This window comes from uncultured Succinatimonas sp. (genome assembly GCF_905203285.1).
Lineage (GTDB): Bacteria > Pseudomonadota > Gammaproteobacteria > Enterobacterales > Succinivibrionaceae > Succinatimonas.
In genome coordinates this window covers 1-22,657 of sequence record NZ_CAJKVK010000028.1, presented here as the reverse complement: position 1 = coordinate 22,657, position 22,657 = coordinate 1, and the positions used below count along the sequence as shown (strand labels likewise).

25 protein-coding genes are annotated in these 22,657 nt (G+C 40.7%); 5 read left to right on the top strand and 20 right to left on the bottom strand.

The genetic code is table 11. The features are described 5' to 3' along the window. Positions 1-233 precede the first annotated feature (233 nt). From QZ019_RS04530 to QZ019_RS04480, 11 genes are all read right to left on the bottom strand, one after another. The gene (locus QZ019_RS04530) at positions 234-782 is read right to left on the bottom strand and encodes a DMT family transporter (protein ID WP_289512067.1); all 549 of its coding nucleotides are present in this window, start codon (positions 780-782) and stop codon (positions 234-236) included. An 8-nt stretch (positions 783-790) separates the two neighbouring features. After that, positions 791-1,186 (bottom strand): DMT family transporter, encoded by a 396-nt coding sequence (locus tag QZ019_RS04525; protein ID WP_277296296.1) that lies wholly within the window; start codon positions 1,184-1,186, stop codon positions 791-793. Between the two features lie 85 nt (positions 1,187-1,271). Then, positions 1,272-2,402, bottom strand: coding sequence for an alpha/beta fold hydrolase (locus tag QZ019_RS04520; protein ID WP_277296295.1), 1,131 nt, complete (start codon positions 2,400-2,402; stop codon positions 1,272-1,274). 14 nt (positions 2,403-2,416) lie between these two features. Next, complete coding sequence (locus QZ019_RS04515) at positions 2,417-3,343, bottom strand: AEC family transporter (protein ID WP_277296294.1); 927 nt, start codon at positions 3,341-3,343, stop codon at positions 2,417-2,419. Between the two features lie 81 nt (positions 3,344-3,424). Next, on the bottom strand, positions 3,425-4,282 hold the full coding sequence (locus tag QZ019_RS04510; protein WP_277296293.1) for an aldo/keto reductase: 858 nt from the start codon (positions 4,280-4,282) through the stop codon (positions 3,425-3,427). A gap of 16 nt (positions 4,283-4,298) precedes the next feature. Beyond that, entirely contained in the window at positions 4,299-5,132 is an 834-nt protein-coding gene (locus QZ019_RS04505; protein ID WP_295482688.1) for a carboxymuconolactone decarboxylase family protein, read from the bottom strand. A gap of 2 nt (positions 5,133-5,134) precedes the next feature. After that, complete coding sequence (locus tag QZ019_RS04500) at positions 5,135-5,623, bottom strand: cupin domain-containing protein (RefSeq protein ID WP_277296291.1); 489 nt, start codon at positions 5,621-5,623, stop codon at positions 5,135-5,137. A 188-nt stretch (positions 5,624-5,811) separates the two neighbouring features. Continuing rightward, entirely contained in the window at positions 5,812-6,858 is a 1,047-nt protein-coding gene (locus QZ019_RS04495) for an alpha/beta hydrolase (protein ID WP_286035623.1), read from the bottom strand. A gap of 304 nt (positions 6,859-7,162) precedes the next feature. Beyond that, the gene (locus QZ019_RS04490) at positions 7,163-7,801 is read right to left on the bottom strand and encodes a flavodoxin (RefSeq protein ID WP_294565194.1); all 639 of its coding nucleotides are present in this window, start codon (positions 7,799-7,801) and stop codon (positions 7,163-7,165) included. Positions 7,802-7,820: 19 nt separating this feature from the next. Further along, on the bottom strand, positions 7,821-8,429 hold the full coding sequence (locus QZ019_RS04485) for an aldo/keto reductase (protein ID WP_295482684.1): 609 nt from the start codon (positions 8,427-8,429) through the stop codon (positions 7,821-7,823). Beyond that, complete coding sequence (locus tag QZ019_RS04480) at positions 8,389-8,832, bottom strand: aldo/keto reductase (RefSeq protein ID WP_295482681.1); 444 nt, start codon at positions 8,830-8,832, stop codon at positions 8,389-8,391. The genes QZ019_RS04485 and QZ019_RS04480 overlap by 41 nt, the downstream gene beginning before the upstream one ends. A gap of 212 nt (positions 8,833-9,044) precedes the next feature. On the opposite strand from QZ019_RS04480, the gene QZ019_RS04475 reads away from it, so the two are divergent. Next, positions 9,045-10,148, top strand: coding sequence for an alpha/beta fold hydrolase (locus QZ019_RS04475; RefSeq protein ID WP_294565183.1), 1,104 nt, complete (start codon positions 9,045-9,047; stop codon positions 10,146-10,148). A 162-nt stretch (positions 10,149-10,310) separates the two neighbouring features. Here QZ019_RS04475 and QZ019_RS04470 read toward each other — a convergent pair whose 3' ends face one another. The 3 genes from QZ019_RS04470 to QZ019_RS04460 all read right to left on the bottom strand — a co-directional run bounded on the left by QZ019_RS04470 (position 10,311) and on the right by QZ019_RS04460 (position 12,544). Continuing rightward, entirely contained in the window at positions 10,311-10,808 is a 498-nt protein-coding gene (locus QZ019_RS04470) for a PD-(D/E)XK nuclease domain-containing protein (protein WP_295482678.1), read from the bottom strand. Continuing rightward, on the bottom strand, positions 10,777-11,985 hold the full coding sequence (locus tag QZ019_RS04465) for an AAA family ATPase (RefSeq protein ID WP_295482674.1): 1,209 nt from the start codon (positions 11,983-11,985) through the stop codon (positions 10,777-10,779). Before QZ019_RS04465 ends, QZ019_RS04470 begins: the two co-directional genes overlap by 32 nt. Before the next feature lie 76 nt (positions 11,986-12,061). Then, positions 12,062-12,544 carry a YbaK/EbsC family protein gene (locus QZ019_RS04460; protein ID WP_277296285.1) on the bottom strand — a complete coding sequence of 161 codons (483 nt, stop codon included), beginning with the start codon at positions 12,542-12,544 and terminating at the stop codon, positions 12,062-12,064. 173 nt (positions 12,545-12,717) lie between these two features. Between QZ019_RS04460 and QZ019_RS04455 the strand changes: the two genes are divergently transcribed. Genes QZ019_RS04455 through dapB form a run of 4 tightly spaced genes read left to right on the top strand, consistent with a single transcriptional unit; the run spans position 12,718 to position 16,573 of the window. Then, positions 12,718-13,632 (top strand): NAD(+)/NADH kinase, encoded by a 915-nt coding sequence (locus QZ019_RS04455; protein ID WP_277296284.1) that lies wholly within the window; start codon positions 12,718-12,720, stop codon positions 13,630-13,632. Between the two features lie 48 nt (positions 13,633-13,680). Next, positions 13,681-15,351: a DNA repair protein RecN gene (gene recN / locus QZ019_RS04450; RefSeq protein WP_295482669.1), complete on the top strand. Its 1,671-nt coding sequence runs from the start codon at positions 13,681-13,683 to the stop codon at positions 15,349-15,351. After that, positions 15,344-15,796: a GNAT family N-acetyltransferase gene (locus QZ019_RS04445; RefSeq protein ID WP_294565168.1), complete on the top strand. Its 453-nt coding sequence runs from the start codon at positions 15,344-15,346 to the stop codon at positions 15,794-15,796. The genes recN and QZ019_RS04445 overlap by 8 nt, the downstream gene beginning before the upstream one ends. Continuing rightward, entirely contained in the window at positions 15,797-16,573 is a 777-nt protein-coding gene (gene dapB / locus QZ019_RS04440; protein ID WP_009144096.1) for a 4-hydroxy-tetrahydrodipicolinate reductase, read from the top strand. Between the two features lie 76 nt (positions 16,574-16,649). On the opposite strand, the gene trpS is transcribed toward dapB, so the two are convergent. The 6 genes from trpS to QZ019_RS04410 form a co-directional block, all read right to left on the bottom strand. Beyond that, the gene (gene trpS, locus QZ019_RS04435) at positions 16,650-17,720 is read right to left on the bottom strand and encodes a tryptophan--tRNA ligase (protein ID WP_009144095.1); all 1,071 of its coding nucleotides are present in this window, start codon (positions 17,718-17,720) and stop codon (positions 16,650-16,652) included. A 311-nt stretch (positions 17,721-18,031) separates the two neighbouring features. After that, positions 18,032-18,787: a glucose 1-dehydrogenase gene (locus QZ019_RS04430; protein ID WP_009144093.1), complete on the bottom strand. Its 756-nt coding sequence runs from the start codon at positions 18,785-18,787 to the stop codon at positions 18,032-18,034. A 26-nt stretch (positions 18,788-18,813) separates the two neighbouring features. Then, positions 18,814-19,614, bottom strand: a complete 801-nt coding sequence (locus tag QZ019_RS04425; RefSeq protein WP_295482663.1) for a 5-deoxy-glucuronate isomerase — start codon at positions 19,612-19,614, stop codon at positions 18,814-18,816. Between the two features lie 11 nt (positions 19,615-19,625). Next, on the bottom strand, positions 19,626-20,891 hold the full coding sequence (locus QZ019_RS04420) for a TRAP transporter large permease (protein ID WP_295482660.1): 1,266 nt from the start codon (positions 20,889-20,891) through the stop codon (positions 19,626-19,628). Beyond that, the gene (locus QZ019_RS04415) at positions 20,892-21,392 is read right to left on the bottom strand and encodes a TRAP transporter small permease (protein ID WP_295482658.1); all 501 of its coding nucleotides are present in this window, start codon (positions 21,390-21,392) and stop codon (positions 20,892-20,894) included. A gap of 64 nt (positions 21,393-21,456) precedes the next feature. Continuing rightward, a complete protein-coding gene (locus tag QZ019_RS04410) occupies positions 21,457-22,449 on the bottom strand; it encodes a TRAP transporter substrate-binding protein (RefSeq protein ID WP_295482656.1) in 993 nt (330 codons plus the stop codon). Positions 22,450-22,657 lie beyond the last annotated feature (208 nt).

Below are 22,657 nucleotides of genomic sequence, written 5' to 3'. Positions count from 1 at the left end.
CCCTAATCCTTGAGCTTCATATTTTTTCATTTTTGTAATTGCTTTGATTCTCCGTTACTTTTATAAAGAAGTATAGGCAAAAGATGAGATATTGATTTATCTTAAAATTATTATTGTTTGCCTATTTCTATACCATGACGGATGAGTTATCAAAACACTAAGCGGCTTAAAACCAGGTCCTTTAGACTGAGGACGGCAAGCTGTTGTTGTCAAAGGAGATTAGCGTGTCTCTTTCAAAGAGTGTTGACGTTGACTAAGCTCATTTTTTTAATATTTTTTGCTTTTTGAGGAAACTTCATTTTAGCCCCAAGGGAAACGATTAAAGCCTCTGAAATAACTAAAACAGCCGCAAGCGGTTTGTCCCAGGTAAAAATATCCTGTCCCATAACAATAGATACTATTGCTGCAACCACCGGTTGAAAATTCATGTAAACGCTGGCATTTGTAGCGTTGACGTGATGCATTCCGTAGGGAATTAATAGATAACTTAAAATGGTAGCAAAAACAATTAAAAATCCAAATTCAGCATAAACATACCAAGGTGCCGAAGAAAAAATAGGTTGGGATAAAAATCCTCCTTGATTTAAAGGCAGTGCCATTATCGTTGTAAATAAAAAGAGCCCTTTCATTTGGGTCAACGGGTGATACTTTTGAGAAATATCACGCATGATAATGACGTAAAGCCCGTAGGCAGAGATGCTTATCAAGGCAAAGATAATACCGTAGATTTCATTGCTGTTTGCAGTTTCCTGATGGGCGTTAAAAAACCAAAATCGAGGCACCGGCTATACTAAAGCAAACACCTATTATCCTTATAGAGTCGTATGCTCTCATGAATGAATATAGCAGCTTCAAACATTACCACTATAGGACTTAATGCAACGATAAGAGCAAAGCGGATAGGGGTAGTATATTGCAGGCTTAGGGCAGTTAGGTATTGAGAAATGATAAACCCCATTAATCCGCCGAGGGCAATAATTAGAAGATCTTTTCCTTTGACTTTCTCACGAACAAACATTATTCCGATAATGCCGAACACCACGGCAGCAGAAACTGATCGCGACAAAATGTAGCCGAAGGGAGAGAGCCAACTTTCAAGAAGAGCTTTAGTAAAAGGGACATTAACACCTAAAATCACATTGGCGCTGATGATAGCCAAATGGCAGAATATTTTTGGAGAGTACATGGCAATTTATAATTATTTTTAATTTTGTAAAACAAAGGGCTATTGTAAAAATAACCCTTTTAAGTACTTCAGATTAAAATTTTGTTTAATTTAGGTTATGTTCTTTAAGGAAATTTTCCATAAGGTCAGCAATTTCTACATTGTTGAGATCCGACATTAAAAAATGGGTATTTCCTTTAATTCCTAAATCGGGAAGATGTATGACGGAGGCATTTCCGCCGTGGCGGTTGATGGCTGCTGCAAATTTTTTAGCCATATCAAACTCACTGCGCCATTTATCCATACCGATATGTTCTTTGGTAGGTGCGGATGCGATATTATCTCCATAGTAGAGCACAATAGGAATTTTTGTAAGTTTTAAGAAGTCTTCAAGCGGTACTGCTTTAGCTTGTGCGGCAATCGGGGCATAAGCGGTTGGCGATACTTCAGGGACCTCATTTTCCGGAAATATAAACGGACTTCCGCCCGGCTCGAAAGCTACTATGGCTTTTACGTTGTCGGTTTTTGTTGCGGTAAGCCAGCCTACCGATCCTCCCATGGAATGAGATACCAAAATAGCGGGTCCGACTTTGTCAAACAATAAAGCTAGAGCATCGGAGCTGACATCGTCATCAAGCTCTCCCGTATACGGGGTCCAGCAGCGCTGAAATTGATCCAAGGCTTCTTTAGTTCGCGGGAATTGAGAATTGGCAAATTGATTGGGAAAATCCCCGATACGACAGAGCGTATATAAGGTTTTATCAGCATAAAGCGGGTTTGAGGCGTAAGGATTTGCAGGACCTGCCGCTTTGGTGGAGAGTCCGGCTTCACCGATACGCGGTTGATCTACAAGGTATACGGAATAATTCTTTTTCAAAAAGATATTTTCAAAGCCGTCTCTTCCGTCAAGAGTTGTTTCCCATGTGCGTTTTGACTGTGCTCCGCCGTGCTGAAAAATAAGCGGATACTTGTTGGCCTTTGCAGGAATTTGATAGAAAACGTAGGCATGATCGCCGTAAGCTGCTTGTCCGTCAGGTTCCAAAAACTTGTCGTTGCTGAACGTTCCGTCATGAGTTACAGTTGAGCCGCCGATAGCGAAGCTCCCCTGTGTTTTTAAAACTATATAATCATCGCTTGTAGACGTTAAGTCCGTCGTGCAGCCGGTAATTACGGCAGATGCCGATAGTGCACAGGATAAAATTGCACATAAAGGCAATAGTCTGTTTTTAAACAACATAAGCTTCTCCTTTTTTACTCGATGCCAGCCAAATAAAAGGCAATAGGCATGGTAATAATAGATGCAACCGTTGATAAGGTAATGGTTTTTACGGCAATGGGGTAAGCCTCTTTATTGTACATTGAGGTTAAAAGAGCAATGACGTTGCCGCACGGGGTAGCAAGCGCAGCCATGCATACGGCCAAAAGCAGATTGTCGTTTATAAAAATACTTAAGATTTTGATAATGATAAGCGGGATAACCAGCATTTTTATAAGCGTGTAAATAATTGTTTGTGGTTCTAAAAATAAGCTTTTAAGATTGATGTCGGATAAAAACGATCCGATAAGCAGCATCGCAAGCGGCGCAGTCATACTGCCGACCAAATGAATTGTCGTACCGAGAACATACGGAACTTTAATGCCGCTTAAATAAATAATAATGGCTAAAAAGCAAGCGATCATGCCGTTATTTAAGAGATCTTTAAATTTAAAGCCGGATAACGGATTAAGGCTTTCACGTTTAATTGTTTTAATTGCAAATGAATAAAACAATAGGTTGTACGGAATAAGAAAAACCGACATGTAAATAAGAGCGCTTTTACCGTAGATATTATCAATCATCGGTACGCCCATAAAGCCGATGTTGGTAAATACGGTAAGAACCTGAATGATGCCGTAAAATGATTTTTCAAACCTCATTATTATCGCAACTGCATAGCCGAGGATAAGTGCTAACACAAGCAGTGCAAGAGAGGTGACAAAGGCAATTAAGATTTGATTTGGACCGATTCTGTTTTCATCTGACAAAACTCCTGACAAGATAATCGCAGGATAGGCTATATTCACCACAATAGCTGAAATCTGGGATTGGTTTTCTTTGGTGAGCATGCCTTTTTTACGGGCATAAACCCCGATAAGCATGATTAGAAAAAAGATAAAAGTTTGTTCAAGTACCGGCATTTTTATTATCCTTTTTTAAAGCACGAATCATCCCTGTGCGGATGATTCGTGCTTGTAGTTTGCCTTAGGTATTTTTAGTTATCAGTCATCAATATGCAGTTTTCTTGTACACATCCACTTGGCAATTTCCGGATCGGAGTGTGAGAAAAATTGGCTCTTTCCGATATCAAGGGTCTTAATGGCGTTAATATCGTCTTCATCCAGTTTGAAATTGAAGATGTCGATATTTTCCTGCATCCTCTCTTTATGAGTGCTCTTAGGCAGGACAACGATATTTCTTTGGGTAAGCCATCTTAAAACCACTTGTGCTGCGGTTTTTCCGTGTTTTTGCGCAATTTGATTAATGGTCGGATTTTCAAATAGTTTATTTTTTCCTTCGGCAAAAGGCGCCCAAGCCTCGGTTGTGGTGTTGAATTCGTTTAAAAGCGCTTGTACATCATAACGCTGAAAATAAGGATTTACTTCAATCTGATTCACCATAGGCTTGATTTGTGCATGGTAATAAAGATCTATGAATCTGTCAGGATAGAAGTTTGAAATACCGATGGCTTTTAATACTCCTTCTTTATAGAGTTTTTCCATAGCACGCCATGATCCGTAATAGTCGCCGAACGGTTGGTGAATTAAGAACAGATCAAGATAATCGGTCTTAAGACGCTTTAAGGAATTTTCAATAGCCCTAAGTGCGTTGTCTTCACCTTGATTTTCAACCCACAGCTTGGTGGTTAAAAATATATCTTCTCTTTTGATGCCGCTATTGGCAATTGCGTTGCCGACGGCTTTTTCATTTAAATAAGACTGGGCGGTATCAAGGCTTCTGTAGCCTACGGAAAGTGCATTTGATACAGCTTCTTCGCATTGTTTTAAATCGGCAATTTGGTATACACCGAAACCGACAAGCGGCATCTTCTTATTGTTATTTAAAGTTGTATATTCCATATTTTCTTATCTCCGATTATTTTTTATCCGTAATAGCTTTGTTGATTACATTTAAAGCGTTAAGCGTTCTCGGGAAGCCGTTGTAGGGCATTAATAAGGCTGCAATATCAATAAGATTTTGTTTGGTATTGCCTGTGGTTATATTGCCAAGTGCGTGTCCTTGCAGTTGTCCTTCGGCTCCGCCTAAAGTAAGGATCACGGCAAAAATAAGCATTTCGCGTTCTTTAGGACTAAGTCCGGTGCGAGTGAAGAAATCGCCGAAGCAATAAGCCGACAAATGATTTACGCTTATATATTTCTGTATGTCGGGAGTGGCTTTATGCATGTCGGTAATGCGCTTACCGTACATTCCTACTTGAACGTCACGGCCTTTTTCAAAACGATTTTCCTCGTTTACGGTAGCGTGGCTTTTAAGCGGCAGGGTTATACCGCGTGCAGTAAACACTTCATTGGATATGTTAATTGCCTTTTCGGCTTTGCCGATACCGCAGTAAGGAGCGGTTTGATAGATGGCTTCTTTTATAATGTCAGGAGCTATCTTTAAATTTAGAGCCGCTTCAATTTCCTGTTTTAAATAATCAAATTGCTCTCCGGCAATAAGTCCGGCAATAGTAACCAACGTTCTTTGCGTATCGTTGAGACTTCCTTGATAGTAAAGTTCACCGTAAATCAAATTGTCGCGAATGGCGGCAAAATCCGGATCGGTTTGTGTAAGTGTCGGAACATAATCATTGCCGAATAATTCGGCCATTTTTGCTTTAGCTTTGTCAGCTCTGTCGTTATTGTCTGCCATGGCGGCTCCACACATTAAAGGAATGCAAAATAACGCAGCAAATAGGGTCTTTTTCATGGTTATTTCTCCGCATTGTTGATGAGATTGGCGTATTCTTTTGCTGAGATTTTTTCATGCCAAACAGCACTTGGGCGTCCGTCCTGCTCTCCGATGGCGATATGGGTCATGGGACTGGTTAAGGAAGCACCGTGCCAATGTTTAAGTCCAGGAGGACACACGACTACGTCACCTGCTTTAATTTGTTCAACTTTTCCGTTTTCATATTGGGTGTATCCTACCCCGTCCGTAACAATAAGTTTTTGCCCCAAAGTATGAGTGTGCCATGCTGTATGGGCACCAGGTTCAAATGTAACTATTGCTCCATATGATCTGGTGTCTTTAGTTGCGTTAAAAAGCGAGGTAACAATTGCCGTTCCGGTAAAATTATTGCTGTTTGCATATGTCACCTGATGTTCTCCGTTATAGGTAATGGTTTGAACATCATTTTCTGCGGCAAGTGCACCTAAAGATACCGATAATAGGGTAATTAGAGAAAATATCTTCTTCATATATATACTCAGCTTATGTATGATGATTTGAAATTTTTCTTTATACATAATATGAATTGTTATAAGGAAAAAAATCATCAATGCTATTTTGTTTTTGCCTAAAATTATTTCTCTTTGCTTTGTTATATAACTTAGTAATATGTAAAAAAAATACCGCCCGTATGGCGGTAAATAATAACTAAGATAAATTAAAGATGATTGCCGAAAAATGATTGTAATTTATTTACAATTTCATCAACATACTCAGGAACATAATAGGTCTGAATATGAGTTGCACCTTTTACAAGATATAGCTCTTTATCTTTGGTTCCGGTAGCTTTTTCATAAGCATCTTTTGCCATATAGAGAGTATCAGCTTCACTTCCTGCAATAATTAATAATGGCTGATTAATAAGCTCGGCATGAGCGGTCGCATCGAATGTGGCAAACTCGAGCAAATTGCTTACAGGGTAACGGCCGTCAGCGTTCGGGTGGGCGTAATTGCCGTTATAGTATCCGACAGCTTCACGATATAAAGCATACGGAAGTTTTGCGGCTTCTTCTTTTGTAAATTTGGTACTGCCTGCATACTGAATCTCACCGCCTGCGGCTTCTTGTGCACGAGCCTTTGCAGCTTGAGCCAAACGTTCCTGGATGCTGTCAAGTTGAGAATCTTGGAAACCGTTGCGTCTTACGCGTCCTGAATCAAACATACTTAATGTGGCAACAGCTTTGAAGCGTTTATCGGTTTGAGCGGCTTTAAATGAATATCCGCCGCCGCCACAGATGCCGAAAAGTCCTAATCTTTCAGTGTCAACGCCGGGGTATTGGGTAATATAATCGGCCATGCCGAAAATATCTTCGACGCGGTTTGCCGGGAAATCACGCCCGCGAGGTTCACCGCCGCTTGCACCTTGATATGAAGCATCAGCTGCAATGGTGATATATCCCAGTTCTGCAAGTCTTTGTGCATAAAGACCGGCTGTTTGTTCTTTAACGCTGCCGTTAGGATGGGCAATTACGATTGTCGGATATTTATTAGTTTTATCGTATCCCTTTGGGGTATAAACATTGGCAGCAATATCAAGTCCGTTTAATTTATATGTAACCTGATGAATGTTTACGGCATTTGGCTCATTTGCGGTAATAGCTCCGTCATAAACCAAGCCGAATGGATTATTTTTATAATCAGCAGCACATCCTGATGCAGATATAGTCATGGCTACAGCTCCTAAAACAACAAGTTTTTTTAACATAGCAAAATCTCCTCAATGGAATTGTTTGTTTACGTAATTAATAATAGTTTTGGGCTGTTGCCTATTCTTTATTAAAATTATTGTTTATTTGTCTGATCCTATATTTACTTATTACAACGTTTTATTTTTTGCTGTTGCTTATTTAAAATTATGAAAAAATAATGGATATATATGAAAGATGGGGTAAAAGATGAAGCTGAGTTTTACTTTAACTAATGGAATACGTTAACGAATATTGTAAAGACTAAGTAAACTAAATTCCCGAAAATATATTTTGAATATATTCCCGGGAATATATTATTAATTATTTAACTATATTGATGTCTTTTAACCAGTTCTTAATATCCTCAGGATCATAAGGCGTAAGACTTCTGTATATGCTGTAGCCGTCAAGGAACTTTGCGTTAGGCTCGAGTCGTTCGATTTCTCTTGTCGTTCCCGACCATCTGCTGCCTCCATGGGTGGAAAAAGGAATGATAGTTTTTCCTGAAAAATCATAGGTGTCAAAAAATGTATATAAAGCCATCGGCATCTTATACCACCAGATGGGATATCCGACAAAAACGGTGTCGTAGTCATCAAAATTGTCGATCGTGTTTTTTAAAGCGGGACGAGCATCATTTTCTGCTTCTTCATGAGCAAAATCAGTAAGGTGATCATACTCGTCAATAGGATATTGCTGGACTGTTTCAATCTTGAACAAGTCAGCACCGGTATTTTTAGCAATGATATCGGCAACATATTCAACACTGCCGTAGGTCTTGCCGTTTACTTCAAGGCGTGAGGCTGATGTAGTGGCATCCACGTCTTGCGGCAGAGGAAAAGAAAAATATGCAATCAAAATTTTATGATTTGATAAAGAGGCTTCTGCTGCAGAGGCGCTTGCGCCGCTTGCAAGCAATGTTATAAGACCTGCTGTTTTTAATAATGATGAAATTTTCATTATCATGTCTCCTTGTGATTTATTTGTTGTTTTTGGATTTAAAAGCACTTCCGCCGAAAACATCCGACATCGAAATGCTGTTTAACGCTAAATCAATTTCCTGCAGTTCTTGTGCGCTTAATTTTATTTGTGCTGCTTGAGCATTTTCTTCAAGTCTTTGTAGATTGCGGGTACCCGGTATCGGAACAATCCACGGCTTTTTACACATCATCCATGCAAGAGAAATTACGGCCGGAGTGGTGTTATGCTTAACAGCTGTGTCGTTGAGCAACTGTATAAGATCGATGTTCTTTTCATAATTCTCAGTTTTAAATTGCGGCATTGAAGCACGATAATCAAACTTCGGATCAAAGTGGGAGTCTTTGTTATATTGGGCACTTAAAAAGCCGTTAGCAAGCGGAGAAAAAGCTACAAAACCGATAGTTAACTCATCAAGGCACGCAAATAACGATTCATAGTGTCTTGCCATCATTGAGTAACGATTCTGTACAGCACAAAGCGGGCAAACTGCATGAGCTTTTCTTATTGTGTTTTCATCTGCTTCAGATATGCCCCAATTTAAAACTTTTCCTTCTTTAATTAATCCTTCAACGGTTTCGGCAACTGTTTCGATGGGGGGTCGACGCATCAATGCGATGCAGATAATAAAGATCGATATGATCAGTGTTAAGCCTTTTTAACGATCCTTCAAGTGATTTAATGATGCTTTGTGGTCTGGAGTCGGTAAGCAATGGATATGGTGGTTCTTTTGCAGTATCAAAACAAATGCCGAATTTGGTGGCTATTTTGATTTTTGAGCGATAAGGTTTTAGGGCTTTACCTAAGATTTCTTCATTTTCATGCGGATTTTCGGGGGTTCCATAAACTTCTGCAGTATCAAAAAAGGTATATCCAAGGTCAATTGCTTTTTCTAAAAGCTTTTTATCTTCTCCATAAGAAAGAGGCTGTCCGTAAGCATGGCTTAACCCCATGCAGCCAAGTCCCAGAGCAGAAACTTCAAGTTTGTTTTTGCCAAGATATCTGTGTTCCATAAAAGTCTCATTGTGTAAATAATGCTGAATATGTATTTATAGCAATAGCTTAAACAAGAGAACCAAGATCGTGATTACGCAATATTCTGTTATTTTTGCCTATTTCTATTTTTTAGCGATAGTTTCAAGCAAAAACAAGATAAGTTCGTAACTTACTGAAGGTTGAAAAAATAATGATAATAAAATCGGGTTACAACATTTAAGGAGTAAAAATGGCAGTAAAAAATTTATTACCGTTGGCCGGAGCTGTTCTTTTAGCTGTTTCAGTCAGCGCCTGTACTTCAGATCTGTCATCAAGTAATCATAATGAACTCATTACTCTTGTCGATCAGGGAACTTTTTCCGCCGGCGGCAGTGTAATTGAAGCAAAAGAAACATATGATCCGTATCATCCTAAGCCTGAAGGAATGACTTTACACGGAGACCATGCGTCCGTCTTTTATCAAATTCCGCAAAATGCACGTACTTTGCCTTTAGTTTTCCTTCACGGAGCCGGTCAATCAATGCGAACCTGGCAGTCTACTCCTGACGGAAGAGAAGGTTTGCAGAATATTATGCTTAAAAATGACTATGCGGTATATCTTGTCGATCAGCCGCGCCGCGGTGATGCGGGCCGCAGCACTGTAGCGGAAAATATTACGGCAACACCCGATGATCAGCTGTGGTATGGTCAGTTCCGTATGGGGCTTTATCCTAAGCGTTCACCGAACTCACAATTTGCTGACGGTGAGGAAGCTTTAGATCAGTTCTTTAGACAAATGACGCCGAATACGGGAGCATTTGATCAGAATGTTATCTCGGATGCCATGAGTGCGGTTTTCGATAAAATCAGTGAAAAAGGCGGTATTTTAGTATCTCACTCCCAAGGCGGCGGTCCGGGCTGGCTTACAGCAATGAAAAATGACAAAGTAAAAGCTGTAGTTTCTTTTGAACCGGGCAGTAATTTCCCGTTCCCTAAAGGCGAAGCCCCTGAACCGATGGAGAATAACGGTTTCTTCGGTAAGGTTGCGGCCATGGAGGTTTCCATGGATGACTTCATGAAACTTACCAAGATCCCCATTATTATTTATTATGGAGATTTTATTCCTACTGCGCCTACTCATGACCCACACCAGGATTTTTGGCGTTGTGTTCTTAAGATGGCTAGAGCTTTTGCCGATACTGTAAATGCTCACGGCGGCAATGCACGAGTCGTACATTTACCTGAAATCGGTATTTACGGAAATACCCATTTTCTCTTTTCAGATAAAAACAATCATGAAGTCGCGGCAAACCTTTTAGCTTTTCTTCATGAAGAAGGTCTTGATAGAAGGTAGTGTTAGTCTTGAGTTTTTTATAGCAAACGTCAGAATTGGTTTGACGTTTGCTTAAGTGGAATTACAACAACATAATTTTAAAAGTTGCGGTTATTGCTTTAGATTTTGTGTTTATTAAGACGGCTAATCGTAAAATAAGCATACAGTTTTGTAAGATTGCGGTTAAAGTGCTTCCTCAATTGCTGCAACTTCACGCATCGGAGCGTGACCGTCTTTCTTGTTTTCGTTAATAATAACTACGGCAAGAGCTATTACTTCTTTATCAGTAAGCCTTAAACAGTACCTTTTTTCTTTTATTTGTTGTTTGGCTTCCTCAAGTTTGTTTTTGACACTGTCAGATCTGCCGATAACTTTGAACTCACAAATATAAAGGTGTTGATCATCTTCAAAGCATAAGTCGCTTCTGCCCATTGATGTCTGATATTCGGTATAGGTGTTATAGCCGATAATCTGTAAAATTACTTTGTAGATATCTCTAAAAGCATATTCTTTAAAAGAGTGTATGCTTTCATAAGAAAACTCGTTTAGTATTTTGTTAAAATCAATTTTTAGGGTTGCATAATCCCTTTCTCTAAGCGACTTTGCTATGCTTGATTCATAACTGTAACTAAATGAGGCTACGCTTTTATTAGTTATTTTTTTCGAGTACGAGTTCGGCAAAAGCTTCTTTAACTTCAAGATTTGGCAGTCCAACGTCTAAAAATTTGCGGTGAGCGCTTTTGATTGTAAAATATCCAGCTTGGTACAGTATGGCAAAGAACGGAAAATCTTTATCTTCTATGCTTTTAATAGTAGGAGATAAAGAGGCAGTATCGGTTCTTTTTATAAACTCAAGGTTTAAATAATCAACAAGCTCGGTTTTTTTTACTGTTTTGTCTATAAAGTTATTCAAATAGTTTATTAACAACGACGGTTTTGCCCCACCGGTTTCAAGCCAGTATGGTTTAAATCCGTATTGCGGTTTTTTTAAAAAGTTTAAAATTGACCACGGATTGTACACATGGTGCTCACATTCTTCATCAAACGAATATCCGTCATAATTATTTTTCAGCTCATTTAAAATATGCTCATAAGTATATTTATCGGTTTTTTCTTTTTTGTTTAAAGTATTGGCAGCATTTTCAATATACTTTTTAAAATACAGTTCAAGATCTGATTGAGTATAGCCGACGATAGCTCCGTAATCCGGTTCAAAACTTATATCTTCAATATTATTAAATGCAGAAAATATTGAAGTGTTTGAATAGCGAGTTACTCCGGTAATAAAAATAAATCTGAATTTGTCTGAAAAACTTTTTACGTTGGAAAAAAATTCTGAAAATAAAGCTCGCCTTTTCTCAAATTCTTTTTTGTCTCCCATTGTGGCGGTTAAAGGGGCATCATACTCATCAATAAGCAAAACTAACGATTTGTCTTCTGCTTTTTCAACGGTTTTGGCAAAAGAAGCAATGACGTCTCCTTCATCAGCCATGCTTAAATTTTCAGCGTTGAATGCTAATTTTAAAAGTAAATAAAATTTGTCCTCAAAAGGACGATTTTCCGTTTCTTCTTTAATTCTTGAAAAATCAATATGTATTACTTTATAGGTTATGTCAGACCATAAATTTTCCGTTTGGATTTTTAGCCCGTTAAATCTCTCAAGTCCGTTTGAAAAGAGCTCATGAAAAGTGCTTACCAATGTGGATTTACCGAATCTGCGCGGACGTGATAAAAAAATCGGACCTCTAAAGGAGGCAATACTTGCAACCAAATCCGTTTTGTCTACATAAATCATCGAATTTGCAGAAAATTCTTTAAATGAAGTAATGCTAAGTGGCAGTTTGGTTAAATCAATCATGGCAATAACTTAATTAAACATAAGAAATCAAATTAAGTATAAAACGCAAATTTTCTTAGAGCAATGTTAAGCAAAATCACACATGTGTTTCTTTAATATCGCAAACATCAATCCATGCTTTGGCATTAGCGTATTTATAAAGTTCTTCAAGGCTAAGCTCTATTGCGCTGTTACTGCTACCGCAAGCAGGAAAGACTGTGGTAAATCTTTTAAGTGACTCATCAAGATAAACTTCAACGTCATTTTTTATGGCAAAAGGACAGATTCCGCCTACTGCATGACCGATAAGCTCTTCGGCACGATCTGCAGGAACCATTTTTGCTTTCATGCTGAAAAAAGTTTTAAATTTATGGTTGTTGACCTTGGTGTCACCTGCCGTAACGATGAGAACAACTTTATTATCTTTAGTTAAAAATGATAATGTTTTGGCAATTTTGCAAGGTTCGCAGTTTAAAGCGATAGCGGCAAGCTCTACGGTTGCGCTTGAAACCGGGAATTCAAGCAAACGATTTTCCATATTAAACTGCTTGAAATAATCTTTGACTGCATTAAATGACATATAACACCTGTTTGTTTTTAAGACCTGATAATTCTACTCGTAAAAGCTTTTGTGTAAATCAGAAAACTTGTAAAAGTTTTTGAGAAATATTCTTTAAACGGATAAAAAGGTGCATCGCATGGCGCATTTACTGAAGTCTTTTGTATAATCTTAAAAAACTTTAGGAGAAAATCGTGACCGAGAATTTAGTAGGTAAGCCGATAAAGTCAGCGGTAATAGTTTCAAAGGTCTATAAAAGACCGGTATCGGGTGCCATATATGAAATCGCCTCATTATTAAAAAAATTAGGAGTTGAGGCGTATCTTGATCAAAATACCTCGGTAGGCTTCAATATTCCTGATATTCCATGCTTATCACGTAAAGCGATAAAAGAAAAAGATTTGATTATCGTGGTGGGCGGTGACGGATCGGTTTTAGGCGCTGCGCGTACTCTTGTCGATCTGCAAGTACCGGTTTTGGGCGTCAATCGCGGTCATTTAGGCCTGCTTACCGATGTAAGCCCTGCAGATCTTGAAGATGCGTTAAATAAAATTGTACGCGGCCGCTACACAAAAGAAGAGCGTATGATCCTTGATATGCGCGTCTTCCGTCAAGACGAAGACGGAGCCGGTGAACTTATCGGTCAGTCCCTTGCGACCAATGAGACGGTTATTCACTCCGGCATGATGGCGCATATGATGGTCTTTAAAGTGACGATTGACGGAACTTATATGTATACGCTGCGCGGTGACGGCATAATCGTTAATACTCCTACAGGATCCACAGCGTATTCATTGTCGGCAGGCGGTCCTATCGTAGAGCCTCATCTTGATGTTTTGTCTTTGGTTCCGATGTTCCCGCAATCACTTAACTGTTCACCTATCATTATTCCCGGTAAATCAACGGTTAGAATTGATTTTGCCTGTAAGGACGACTGCGTCGAGTGGGTCAATATCAACTGTGACGGACAGGTAACGGTAAGAGCTGATACCAAATGCTCGGTACTTATAAGACAGCATAAAACCCCGCTTACTTTAATTCATCCGGAAGGATACGATTATTACAGCATTTTGCGTCAGAAATTAGGCTGGGGACAAAGTCTTATTTAGTTAGATAAGAACTTAGTTTATTAATCTTTATTAAGGGCATGTTTTTTAATGTTAGAACAACTGTGGGTAAAGAATTTAGCTTTAAGCTCAAGCCTTGAAATTGATTTAGAACACGGAATGATTGCGGTAACGGGAGAAACCGGCGCCGGTAAGTCTTTAATTATCGATGCGTTAAGCTTAGCGTTAGGCGGAAAAAGCAGCAGTTCAATGATAAGGGACGGAAAGGACAGACTTGAGGTTAGTGCGACATTTTCTTTAAATGATTGTCCGAAGGCTTTAGAGAAAGTTAATGCTTTAGATCTTGAAAATGGGGAGAACACGGTTGTTTTACGCAGAGTTATAGCAAGAGACGGCAGATCTAAAGCTTACATAAATGACAGACCGAGTGTGCTTGCCAATGTTAAAAGTCTTGCCGGTGATTTGGTGTCAATTCACGGGCAGCATGAAAGCGTGAAACTGATGGATGAAGATGTACAGTTGTCGCTTGTTGATGTTTACGCAAAAGACGCTGAACTTTTGAAGTCGGTTAACAGTGCTTTTTATAAGTACGCTAAATTGCGCAGTGAACTTAATGAATTGGCGCAAAAACAAAGACAAGGCGCACTTGAGTATAAAAGCAGGCGCTATGATTTGGATTTGCTGAAAAAACTTGACTTAAATGCAGGCGATTATGAAAAACTGGAACTTGATTTTGATAAACAGATGCATTTAAGCAAATTAAAAGGAGTTTTGGGCACTGTCTATAATTTTATATCAGGTGATGAAGCCGCCGTTTTAGGTAAGCTTAACTCTGTAAATGATGAGCTTTTAAAACTTATTTCTCTTGAGCCTAAATTAAAAGAAATAAATGAAGCATTGGAAAATGCTGCGTCATATCTTGATGACGCAAAGGAGCGAGCTTCTGATATTTTAAGCGGTTACGATGAAATATCGACCATCGATTTAGAAGAAAAAATGTCTTCAATTCATGATTTGGCAAGACGTTTTGGTGTTTTGCCTCAAGAGCTTTATAAAGTTAGGGAAGAACTTGAAAACAGTATTGAAGAGTTTTTGTCGCTTAAAGAAAAAATCAATCTGTTGACTTTAAAAGTTAAAGAAGCTCGTGACGAGTATGAAAGGCTTTCCGATGAATTAAGTGAGGTACGGGTAAAGGCTGCTCTTAAAATGGGGAAAGAGGTCAGTGAAAGGATTAAGAGTCTGGCAATGCCTGATGCCGTATTTAAAATCGAGATTGAAAAAAATATTGAAATAAAGCCGCAGCTTAACGGACGCGACAGCGCTAAATTCTTGTTTTCGGCAAATTTAGGACAAGAACCTAAAGAGCTAAAAACCGTCGCCTCGGGCGGTGAATTGTCCCGTCTTGCTCTTGCAATTGAAGTTTTGTCATCAGGCAAAAATTCAACCCCGACTCTTATTTTTGATGAAGTTGACAGCGGTATTTCTGGAAGAACTGCAGCAGCAGTCGGCAAGTTGTTGCATGAGCTTGGCAATGCCGTGCAGGTTATAGCTGTTACACATTTGCCGCAAGTTGCCGCAAGTGCGCATAGTCAGCTTTTGGTCAGTAAGTTTAATCGTGATGACGGTGTGGTTTCCGAAATTAAAACGCTGGATCATGCAGGTCGCGTTGAAGAAATATCACGCATGATTGGCGGTAATGTCATTACTGAAGCCACAAGAAAAAGTGCCCGAGAGTTATTAGGACAGTTTTGCCGTGATTGAAATTGTTGATGTTACTGACAACGATTTAGTTGACATGGCAAGAATTGAGTCAGCTTCTATCGTTCACGAATGTCGCTCTGACGGCTATGCGCCGAGCATTGAGGAGCTTATTTCTCTTTGGGGCAATAGATTTTTGTTTAAAAGCCATAAAGCTTATTTGTTAAAAGAAAACGGTGCGGCAAAAGGAATGATGGGAATGCAGCTGCCGCTCAAAAAGGGAATTATTACGGCTTTGTACATTGATCCGCAGTTTTTTCGTATGGGATACGGAAAACTTTTAGTGGCAAAAGCAGAACAGGTAGTTGTAGCAAACGGCGGAAATTCTCTGGTTGTTGAGGTACAAAAGCACAATTTTAGGGCACAAGAGTTTTATAAAAGATTACAGTTTGTTGAAACTAAAGTAAAATTTACACATCTTATAGAATTAAAAAAGGAGCTGGTTTAAATGCTTAAGGTCGGTATTGTCGGAATTAGCGGAAGAATGGGGCATGTCCTTTGGGATTGCTGTCTTGGCATGGATAGCCTTAAAGTCGTATGCGGTATTGATCGCAACACTGACGGGGTTCCGGTAGGATGCAATGTGGAAGTAGTTGAGAATGTAAACGATCTTAAGACCGTTCCTGACGTGTTTGTTGATTTTACCCGTCCTGATTGCTCTTTAGAAGTGTTGAATTTTGCCAAAGAGCATCATATAAGCTATGTTCTCGGAACTACCGGATTTAGTGAAACCCAAAAAGCCAAAATCAAAGAAGCTTCAAGACTTATTCCCGTAGTTTTTGCGGCTAATTTCTCAGTCGGAATTAATATTTTGTTGTCTTTAATAAAAAAGACCGCAGAAATCATGCAGGATGCCGATATTGAAATAGTTGAAGCACATCATCGTTATAAGGTTGATGCCCCGTCAGGAACTGCGCTTGCCATGGGCGAAGCTGCAGCTGCAGGACGCAATGTCAACTTAAATGATGTCATGGTGGCAGGACGCAACGGCGTAACCGGTGAGAGACAGTACGGAACTATCGGATTCTCGTCTATTCGCGGCGGTGATATCGTCGGTATGCATAACGTTATGTTCTGCTGTGACGGTGAAAGAGTTGAATTAAATCACGTGGCTTCAAGCCGCGCAACTTTTGCCCGCGGAGCTTTGCGTGCTGCAGCTTGGCTTGAGGGTAGAAAACCCGGACTTTATACTATGAATGATGTTTTATCTTTGCAAAAAGACTAAACGTCTTTAATTTCGTATTGTTTAGTTGAAAAGCTCTCTTATATGGAAACAAGAGAGCTTTTTATTTTGGCAGGTATTAAGCGTTAAGCTTTAAAAGATTGTCGTTATCAAAATAATCAATCTTCATGGCACGGCGGACGTCGCGCATGGTGTCTGCAGCAGCGTCTTGGGCAACTTTAGTGCCGGTTTGCAAGATATCGTAAACATCAGGAAGCTTTTGTTCCCACATTTTTCTTTTTTCAAGAATAGGGCGCAGCTCGGTCTGAATAACATTGTTCAAGAATTTCTTAACCGTCATATCACCAAGTCCGCCTCTGCGATAATGCTCTTTTAGTTCTTCAAGGCAATTATACTCAGGCAGGAATTCGGCAAAGTACTCATCTTTACAGAAAGCATCAAGATAGATAAACACCGGATTACCTTCTGTATGACCCGGATCGTCTTTCTTGATATGGGTCGGATCGGTAAACATTGACATAATTTTCTTCTTAATTACGTCAGGCTCATCGGATAAGTAAATGCAGTTGCCAAGAGATTTACTCATTTTTGCCTTACCGTCTATGCCTGGTAAACGCAGACATGCTTTATTGCTTGGTAATACGATTTCAGGCTCGACTAAGGTTTCACCGTAGATTTCATTGAACTTTCTGACGATTTCACGGCATTGCTCGATCATAGGTTCTTGATCTTCGCCGACAGGAACTGTCGTGGCACGAAATGCGGTGATATCTGCAGCTTGGCTTACCGGATAACTGAAAAATCCTAAAGGAATGCTTGCTTCAAAATTTTTCTGCTTAATCTCATTCTTTACGGTCGGATTGCGTTGGACACGTGCGACGGTAACGAGATTCATATAGTAGAAAGCAAGTTCAGCAAGCTCTCTTACCATTGATTGGATAAAAATACATGATTTGTTCGGATCGATGCCGCAGGACAGGTAGTCAAGAGCGACTTGCATAATGTTTTGACGAACTTTTTCAGGGTGTTCGGCGTTGTCGGTTAATGCCTGGGCGTCAGCAATCATGATAAAAACTTTATCGTAATTACCGGAGTTCTGTAAAGCAACGCGCTCTTTAAGGGATCCTACATAATGACCGACGTGGAGACGTCCTGTAGGACGGTCTCCGGTTAAAATTATTTTGCTCATAAGTCTCTTCTATTTAATATTTTTTAATTTTGCTCGGATATTCTAAGACCGTTTTTTTATTGACGGCAGACAAAAAGAATAGGGTTAAACTAAACGAGCTTTTTTTGCTGGGCATTACTATATCACAGATATAGCAAGCTTTTTGTATGTTAAAGGATATCGCTTAAAAATAATCGTTGTTTTGTGTTTAGGAATTTAGACAGGAAAATAATTTTGTTAAGAGACAGACAAAATAAAACCCTTAATCAAAAATAATTAAGGGTCTTTTTCTAAAAGCCGCAAGTTCATGCGGCTTTATAGTAAGTTCTTTCTTATAAGGAAGAAAGAATACCGCCGTCAACGGCAATAAGCTGACCGGTGATAAAGTCAGCAGCCGGAGAAGCGAGGAACAATACTGCACCTGCAACTTCCTCAGGCTTGCCCCAACGGCCGGCCGGAGTGCGGTTGCAAATGAAGGAATTGAACTTCTCGTCTTCAATAAGCGGAGTGTTCATTTCAGTTGAAATGTAACCCGGGATAACGGCGTTGGCCTGAATGTTGTGCTTAGCCCACTCGATAGCGATTGCCTTAGTGAACATCTTAACGCCACCCTTTGATGCTACGTACGGAGAAATGGTCGGACGAGCAATTTCTGACATTAAGGAAGCTACGTTAACAATCTTACCGCCGCCTTTTTTCTTCATCATCTCAAAGCAGTTCTGAGTGAGGAGGAAAGTGCCGGTAAGGTTAATGGCGATAACTTTGTCCCAAGTCTCAATCGGCATGGTCTCAAGAGGTCCGCGGAGGTTTACGCCGGCGCAGTTTACCAAAATATCGATGCAGGCACCGTCAGCTTTAATGCGAGCAAATGCTTCATCAACGGAAGTCTTAGAACCGACATCGCAAGGAATTGCGTGGACGCGGCCTTCATTGTTGACGTCGATCTCTTTAGCGGCCTGAGCTAATTTCTCGGCATTACGGGCCATGATGTAAAGGGTTGCGCCTTCTTTGTAGAAGAGCTCTGAAATGGCGCGGCCGATACCGCGGCTGCCACCGGAGATAAGAGCTGTCTTGCCCTGTAAAATCATCTTAAATTCTCCTTAAGTATGCACTACTAATACATTTCATAAGCCGGATCGAGTACGGCTAAGTCGTAACGACGGCTTTCAGGTCTGAATGCGGCAAGGCACCATAAGTATGCGTTGCGGCATGAAGGGCTTGCGCAGGTCGGATGATAACCGCGCGGAGCGATAACCATAGAGCCTGAAGTTACCGGATGAACGACTGCATCCTCAAGACCGCCTGAGTGCAGGTAGCTGATGTGGAAGCCGCACTTAGGAGCCGGCATATCGAAGTAGCAGTAGGCTTCTTCAAGATCTTTATCATGCTGGTGAGGAGGCCATGAAGTATAGGCACCGACAGCACCCCAGGTAATACCGCAGATAAGACGGGAAGCCTTGGTGTCCGGATCAAGAGTGAAGCTTACTTCACGGCGGCCCAAACCTTCACCGTGGATCTGATGGATCTTGCCGATAGGAAGATCAGGGTCGTAAATACGGAAGCTCGGCTCACCGATACCGTCAAACGGAGCACCGGCAATATAAATAATGCAGTTGTCAACGGCAGTGATTTTAGCACTGCATTTTGCCGGAAGATAGAAGGAGTCAAAGCGTTTTAGATCCAAGTCTCCAAAGGGAGCTTCAGTTACTTTTGCCTTGCCCTCAATAATGACCGGATGAATTTCCAGGGTGTCTGAGCCTACGGTGTAGCTCTGGCCCGGAACCAGATTCAAACGGAACATATTAATGGCTTTGCAGTCGGCTTTTCCGGCTACGATAACTTCATGAAAGCCGTTGGTATCCGGTGACTGGAATTTCCAGTCATGAAGTCTGTCGCGAGTCTCTTTATCTAACATAATTTATATCCTTATGATAATGCGGTACTGAACCAAGGTACTAATACAATTAAGAAGAACACCAAGTTAAATCCGATGAAGAACGGAATTTCACCCTTAGCGATATCACCCATCTTCATGTGTGTTACAGATGAAGCTGCAAACAGGTTGACGGCAACAGGAGGTGTCATGGTGCCGATAACGTTGGAGATGGATACGATCATACCGAAGTGAATAACATTGACGCCAAGGCTTTCGGCTACCGGCCAGAGTAAAGGAACGAGCAGTACGCAGGTTGCGATACCTTCAAGGAAGAAGCCGAAGATTAAGAGAATAATGGCGGCGATGAGGCAGTATGCGGTAGCGCTTAAGTGCATTGAAGTAATGAACTCGATGAGCTGCTGGGAAATACCTGCATAGGTGAAGAGCCAGGAGAATGCGGTTGAGGTTGCGATGATGAAGAGCACCATTGCTGAACCTTTACCGGAGGTAATGATAACGCGCATTAGATCCTTAATCGGGAGTTCGCGATAAATGAAAACGCCGACGATGAAAGAGTAAATTACGGCAACGGCAGCGGATTCGGTCGGAGTTAAGATACCTGAGTAAATACCGCCCAACACGATAACCGGAAGCATAATGGCAAAACCGGCTTTATATAGAGCGACCATCGCTTCTTTTAAAGTTACGCCTTTTTCAGCCTTCGGCCAATTTTCTTTTGAAGACAAGAAAATGCAGATCACGGTTAAAACAACGGTGATCATGATACCGGCAACGATACCGCCTTTGAAGAGGTCACCGATGGAGCTTGAAGTAATGGTGCCGTATACAACCATAATGATTGAAGGCGGAATGATAGGCCCTAAGCCGCCTGCTACGGCTAATAAACCGGCAGAACGTTGCTGCGGGTAGCCGCGTTTTACCATTTCAGGATAAAGCATGGCACCGATAGCGATAACGGTAGCAGGTGCTGAACCTGACAAGGCTGCAAAGAATGCGCAGGAGAGGATCATTACATAGAATAAACCGCCTCTTACGCCGCCGACGATTGCGTTGGCAAAATCAACGATACGTCTTGAGATACCGCCTTCGGTCATTAAGTTACCGGCTAATACGAAGAACGGGATTGCCATGGTAGAAGATGAGTCCAAAGCAGTAAAAATACGCTGTGCGACTACAACAACCGGCATGTCGATATATAAAAGAGTTATGGCAGTTGCTACACCGAGTGCCAAAGCAATAGGCACGCTGATAAGGAGCATTATGGCAAAACCGCCAAAAAGTATTAAACCTGTCATTTATTTGCTCTCTTTTTTCTCTGTAGGCTGAATGGGAGTTTTGAACATCGTCAGTAAAGACAAAATTTGAACGATGGTAATGGCACCGAATGAAATAGGTAACGCAAGATAAGGTACTACCATAGGGATGCCTAAGCCTGCAGAAACCTGTCCTGAATTGATTTGGGTTTGGACAATGGTTAATGAGCAGACGAACATAGCAATGGAGAAGCAGATAATGATGGCTTTAACAATCATCTGCAGTGTGCGCTTAACTGCAGGGGTGCATTTATCAACGATTGCAGTGATGGAAATCTGAGAACCATCGCGCAGACCTGCTTCAGTAGCAAGCAAGGTCATGTAGACCATGCAGTAACGGGCCAATTCGTCAAACCAGGAAATACTGGCTCCGATTAAGTTGCGGTTAACAACCTGAGCAAAAGCTGCGAGCGACATTACGATAAAGCATAGCGCAATAATGCCGTTTTCGCATTTATTCAGAGTTTTACCTAAAGATTCCATTATTTTCTTTCCATTTAAAATGAGGGCGCAAATGTGCCCTCATATTGGTTAGTTTTTAGAACAATTATTTTGTAGAAGCAACAGCCTCTTCGACGGCGTCAACCCATTCCTGCGGAACATGAGAACGGAGCTTTTCAACTTCAGGGAGAACCTTAGCCTTCATAGCTTCACGATCGATGTCGTAGAACTGAACGCCAAGTTTCTTGAGTTCAGCAACGGCATTGTCGTTGATTTCCTGAAGGTTCTTTCTCTGCCAGTCAACAGCAATCTTCATTGCTTCTTCTACCTTAGGCTTTAACTCATCAGGGATCTTCTTCCATGCACGATCAGAAACGCCGACCAAGATGTAGGTGAACTGGTGCTTGGTATTGGTTACGTTCTTGATAACTTCATAGTAACGGTTAATGAGCATGTTTCCGACTGCGTTTTCGCAAGCGTCAATGGTACCCTGCTGTAAAGCGGTGTACTGCTCGGTAGCGGGCATCGGGGTGGCAATGGCGCCGACAGCGTTAAAGGCAGCGATCTGCATCTTGTTTTCCATGGTACGGATCTTTACGCCTTTAAAATCATCAACAGACTTGATCGGGTTCTTGGAGAAGGTATCACGGAATCCGGACTCAAGCCATCCGATGATATGGATGCCCTGAGCTGCAGCTTTCTCTGCAACCAACTGACCGAGCTTACCGTCAACAGCGGCGTGAGCCTGTTCAACGGTATCGAAAAGGAACGGCTGGTCAAGCAATACCATCTCAGGGATGAACTGTGACAAAACGGTATTTACTACGGAAACCATGTCCATGGTACCCATCTGAGCGCCTTCATACATTTCACGCTCGCCGCCTAAAGTACCGCCTGCTAAAACTTTAACCTGAACTTTACCGTCGGTTAAGCGTGCGCACTCATCGGCAAACTTCTGACCGCCCATAGCATAGCTTGAAGAGGCAGGATCAACGAAGCCTAATCTTAAAGTGATGGTATCGTCGGCAAAAGCACCGGTGCTGGTGAACATGGCAGCAGCAACAGCGGCAGCAGTAAGATACTTCTTGAATGATTTCATATTTATCTCCCAAAGAGGCAATGAAAAAAATCTTGCATACAAAAAGAAAATTAAAACAGGATCAACTTTTCCGCATAATTTATCTATGAATAATAGTTTGAGCTTTGCTTTTTTGAAAGTTTATTCATTAAAAAATGTAGATTTGATCATAAAAATAGCAAAGATTTTTCTTCTTTCATCAGATCTATTTTATTGGTAAATTTTTTAC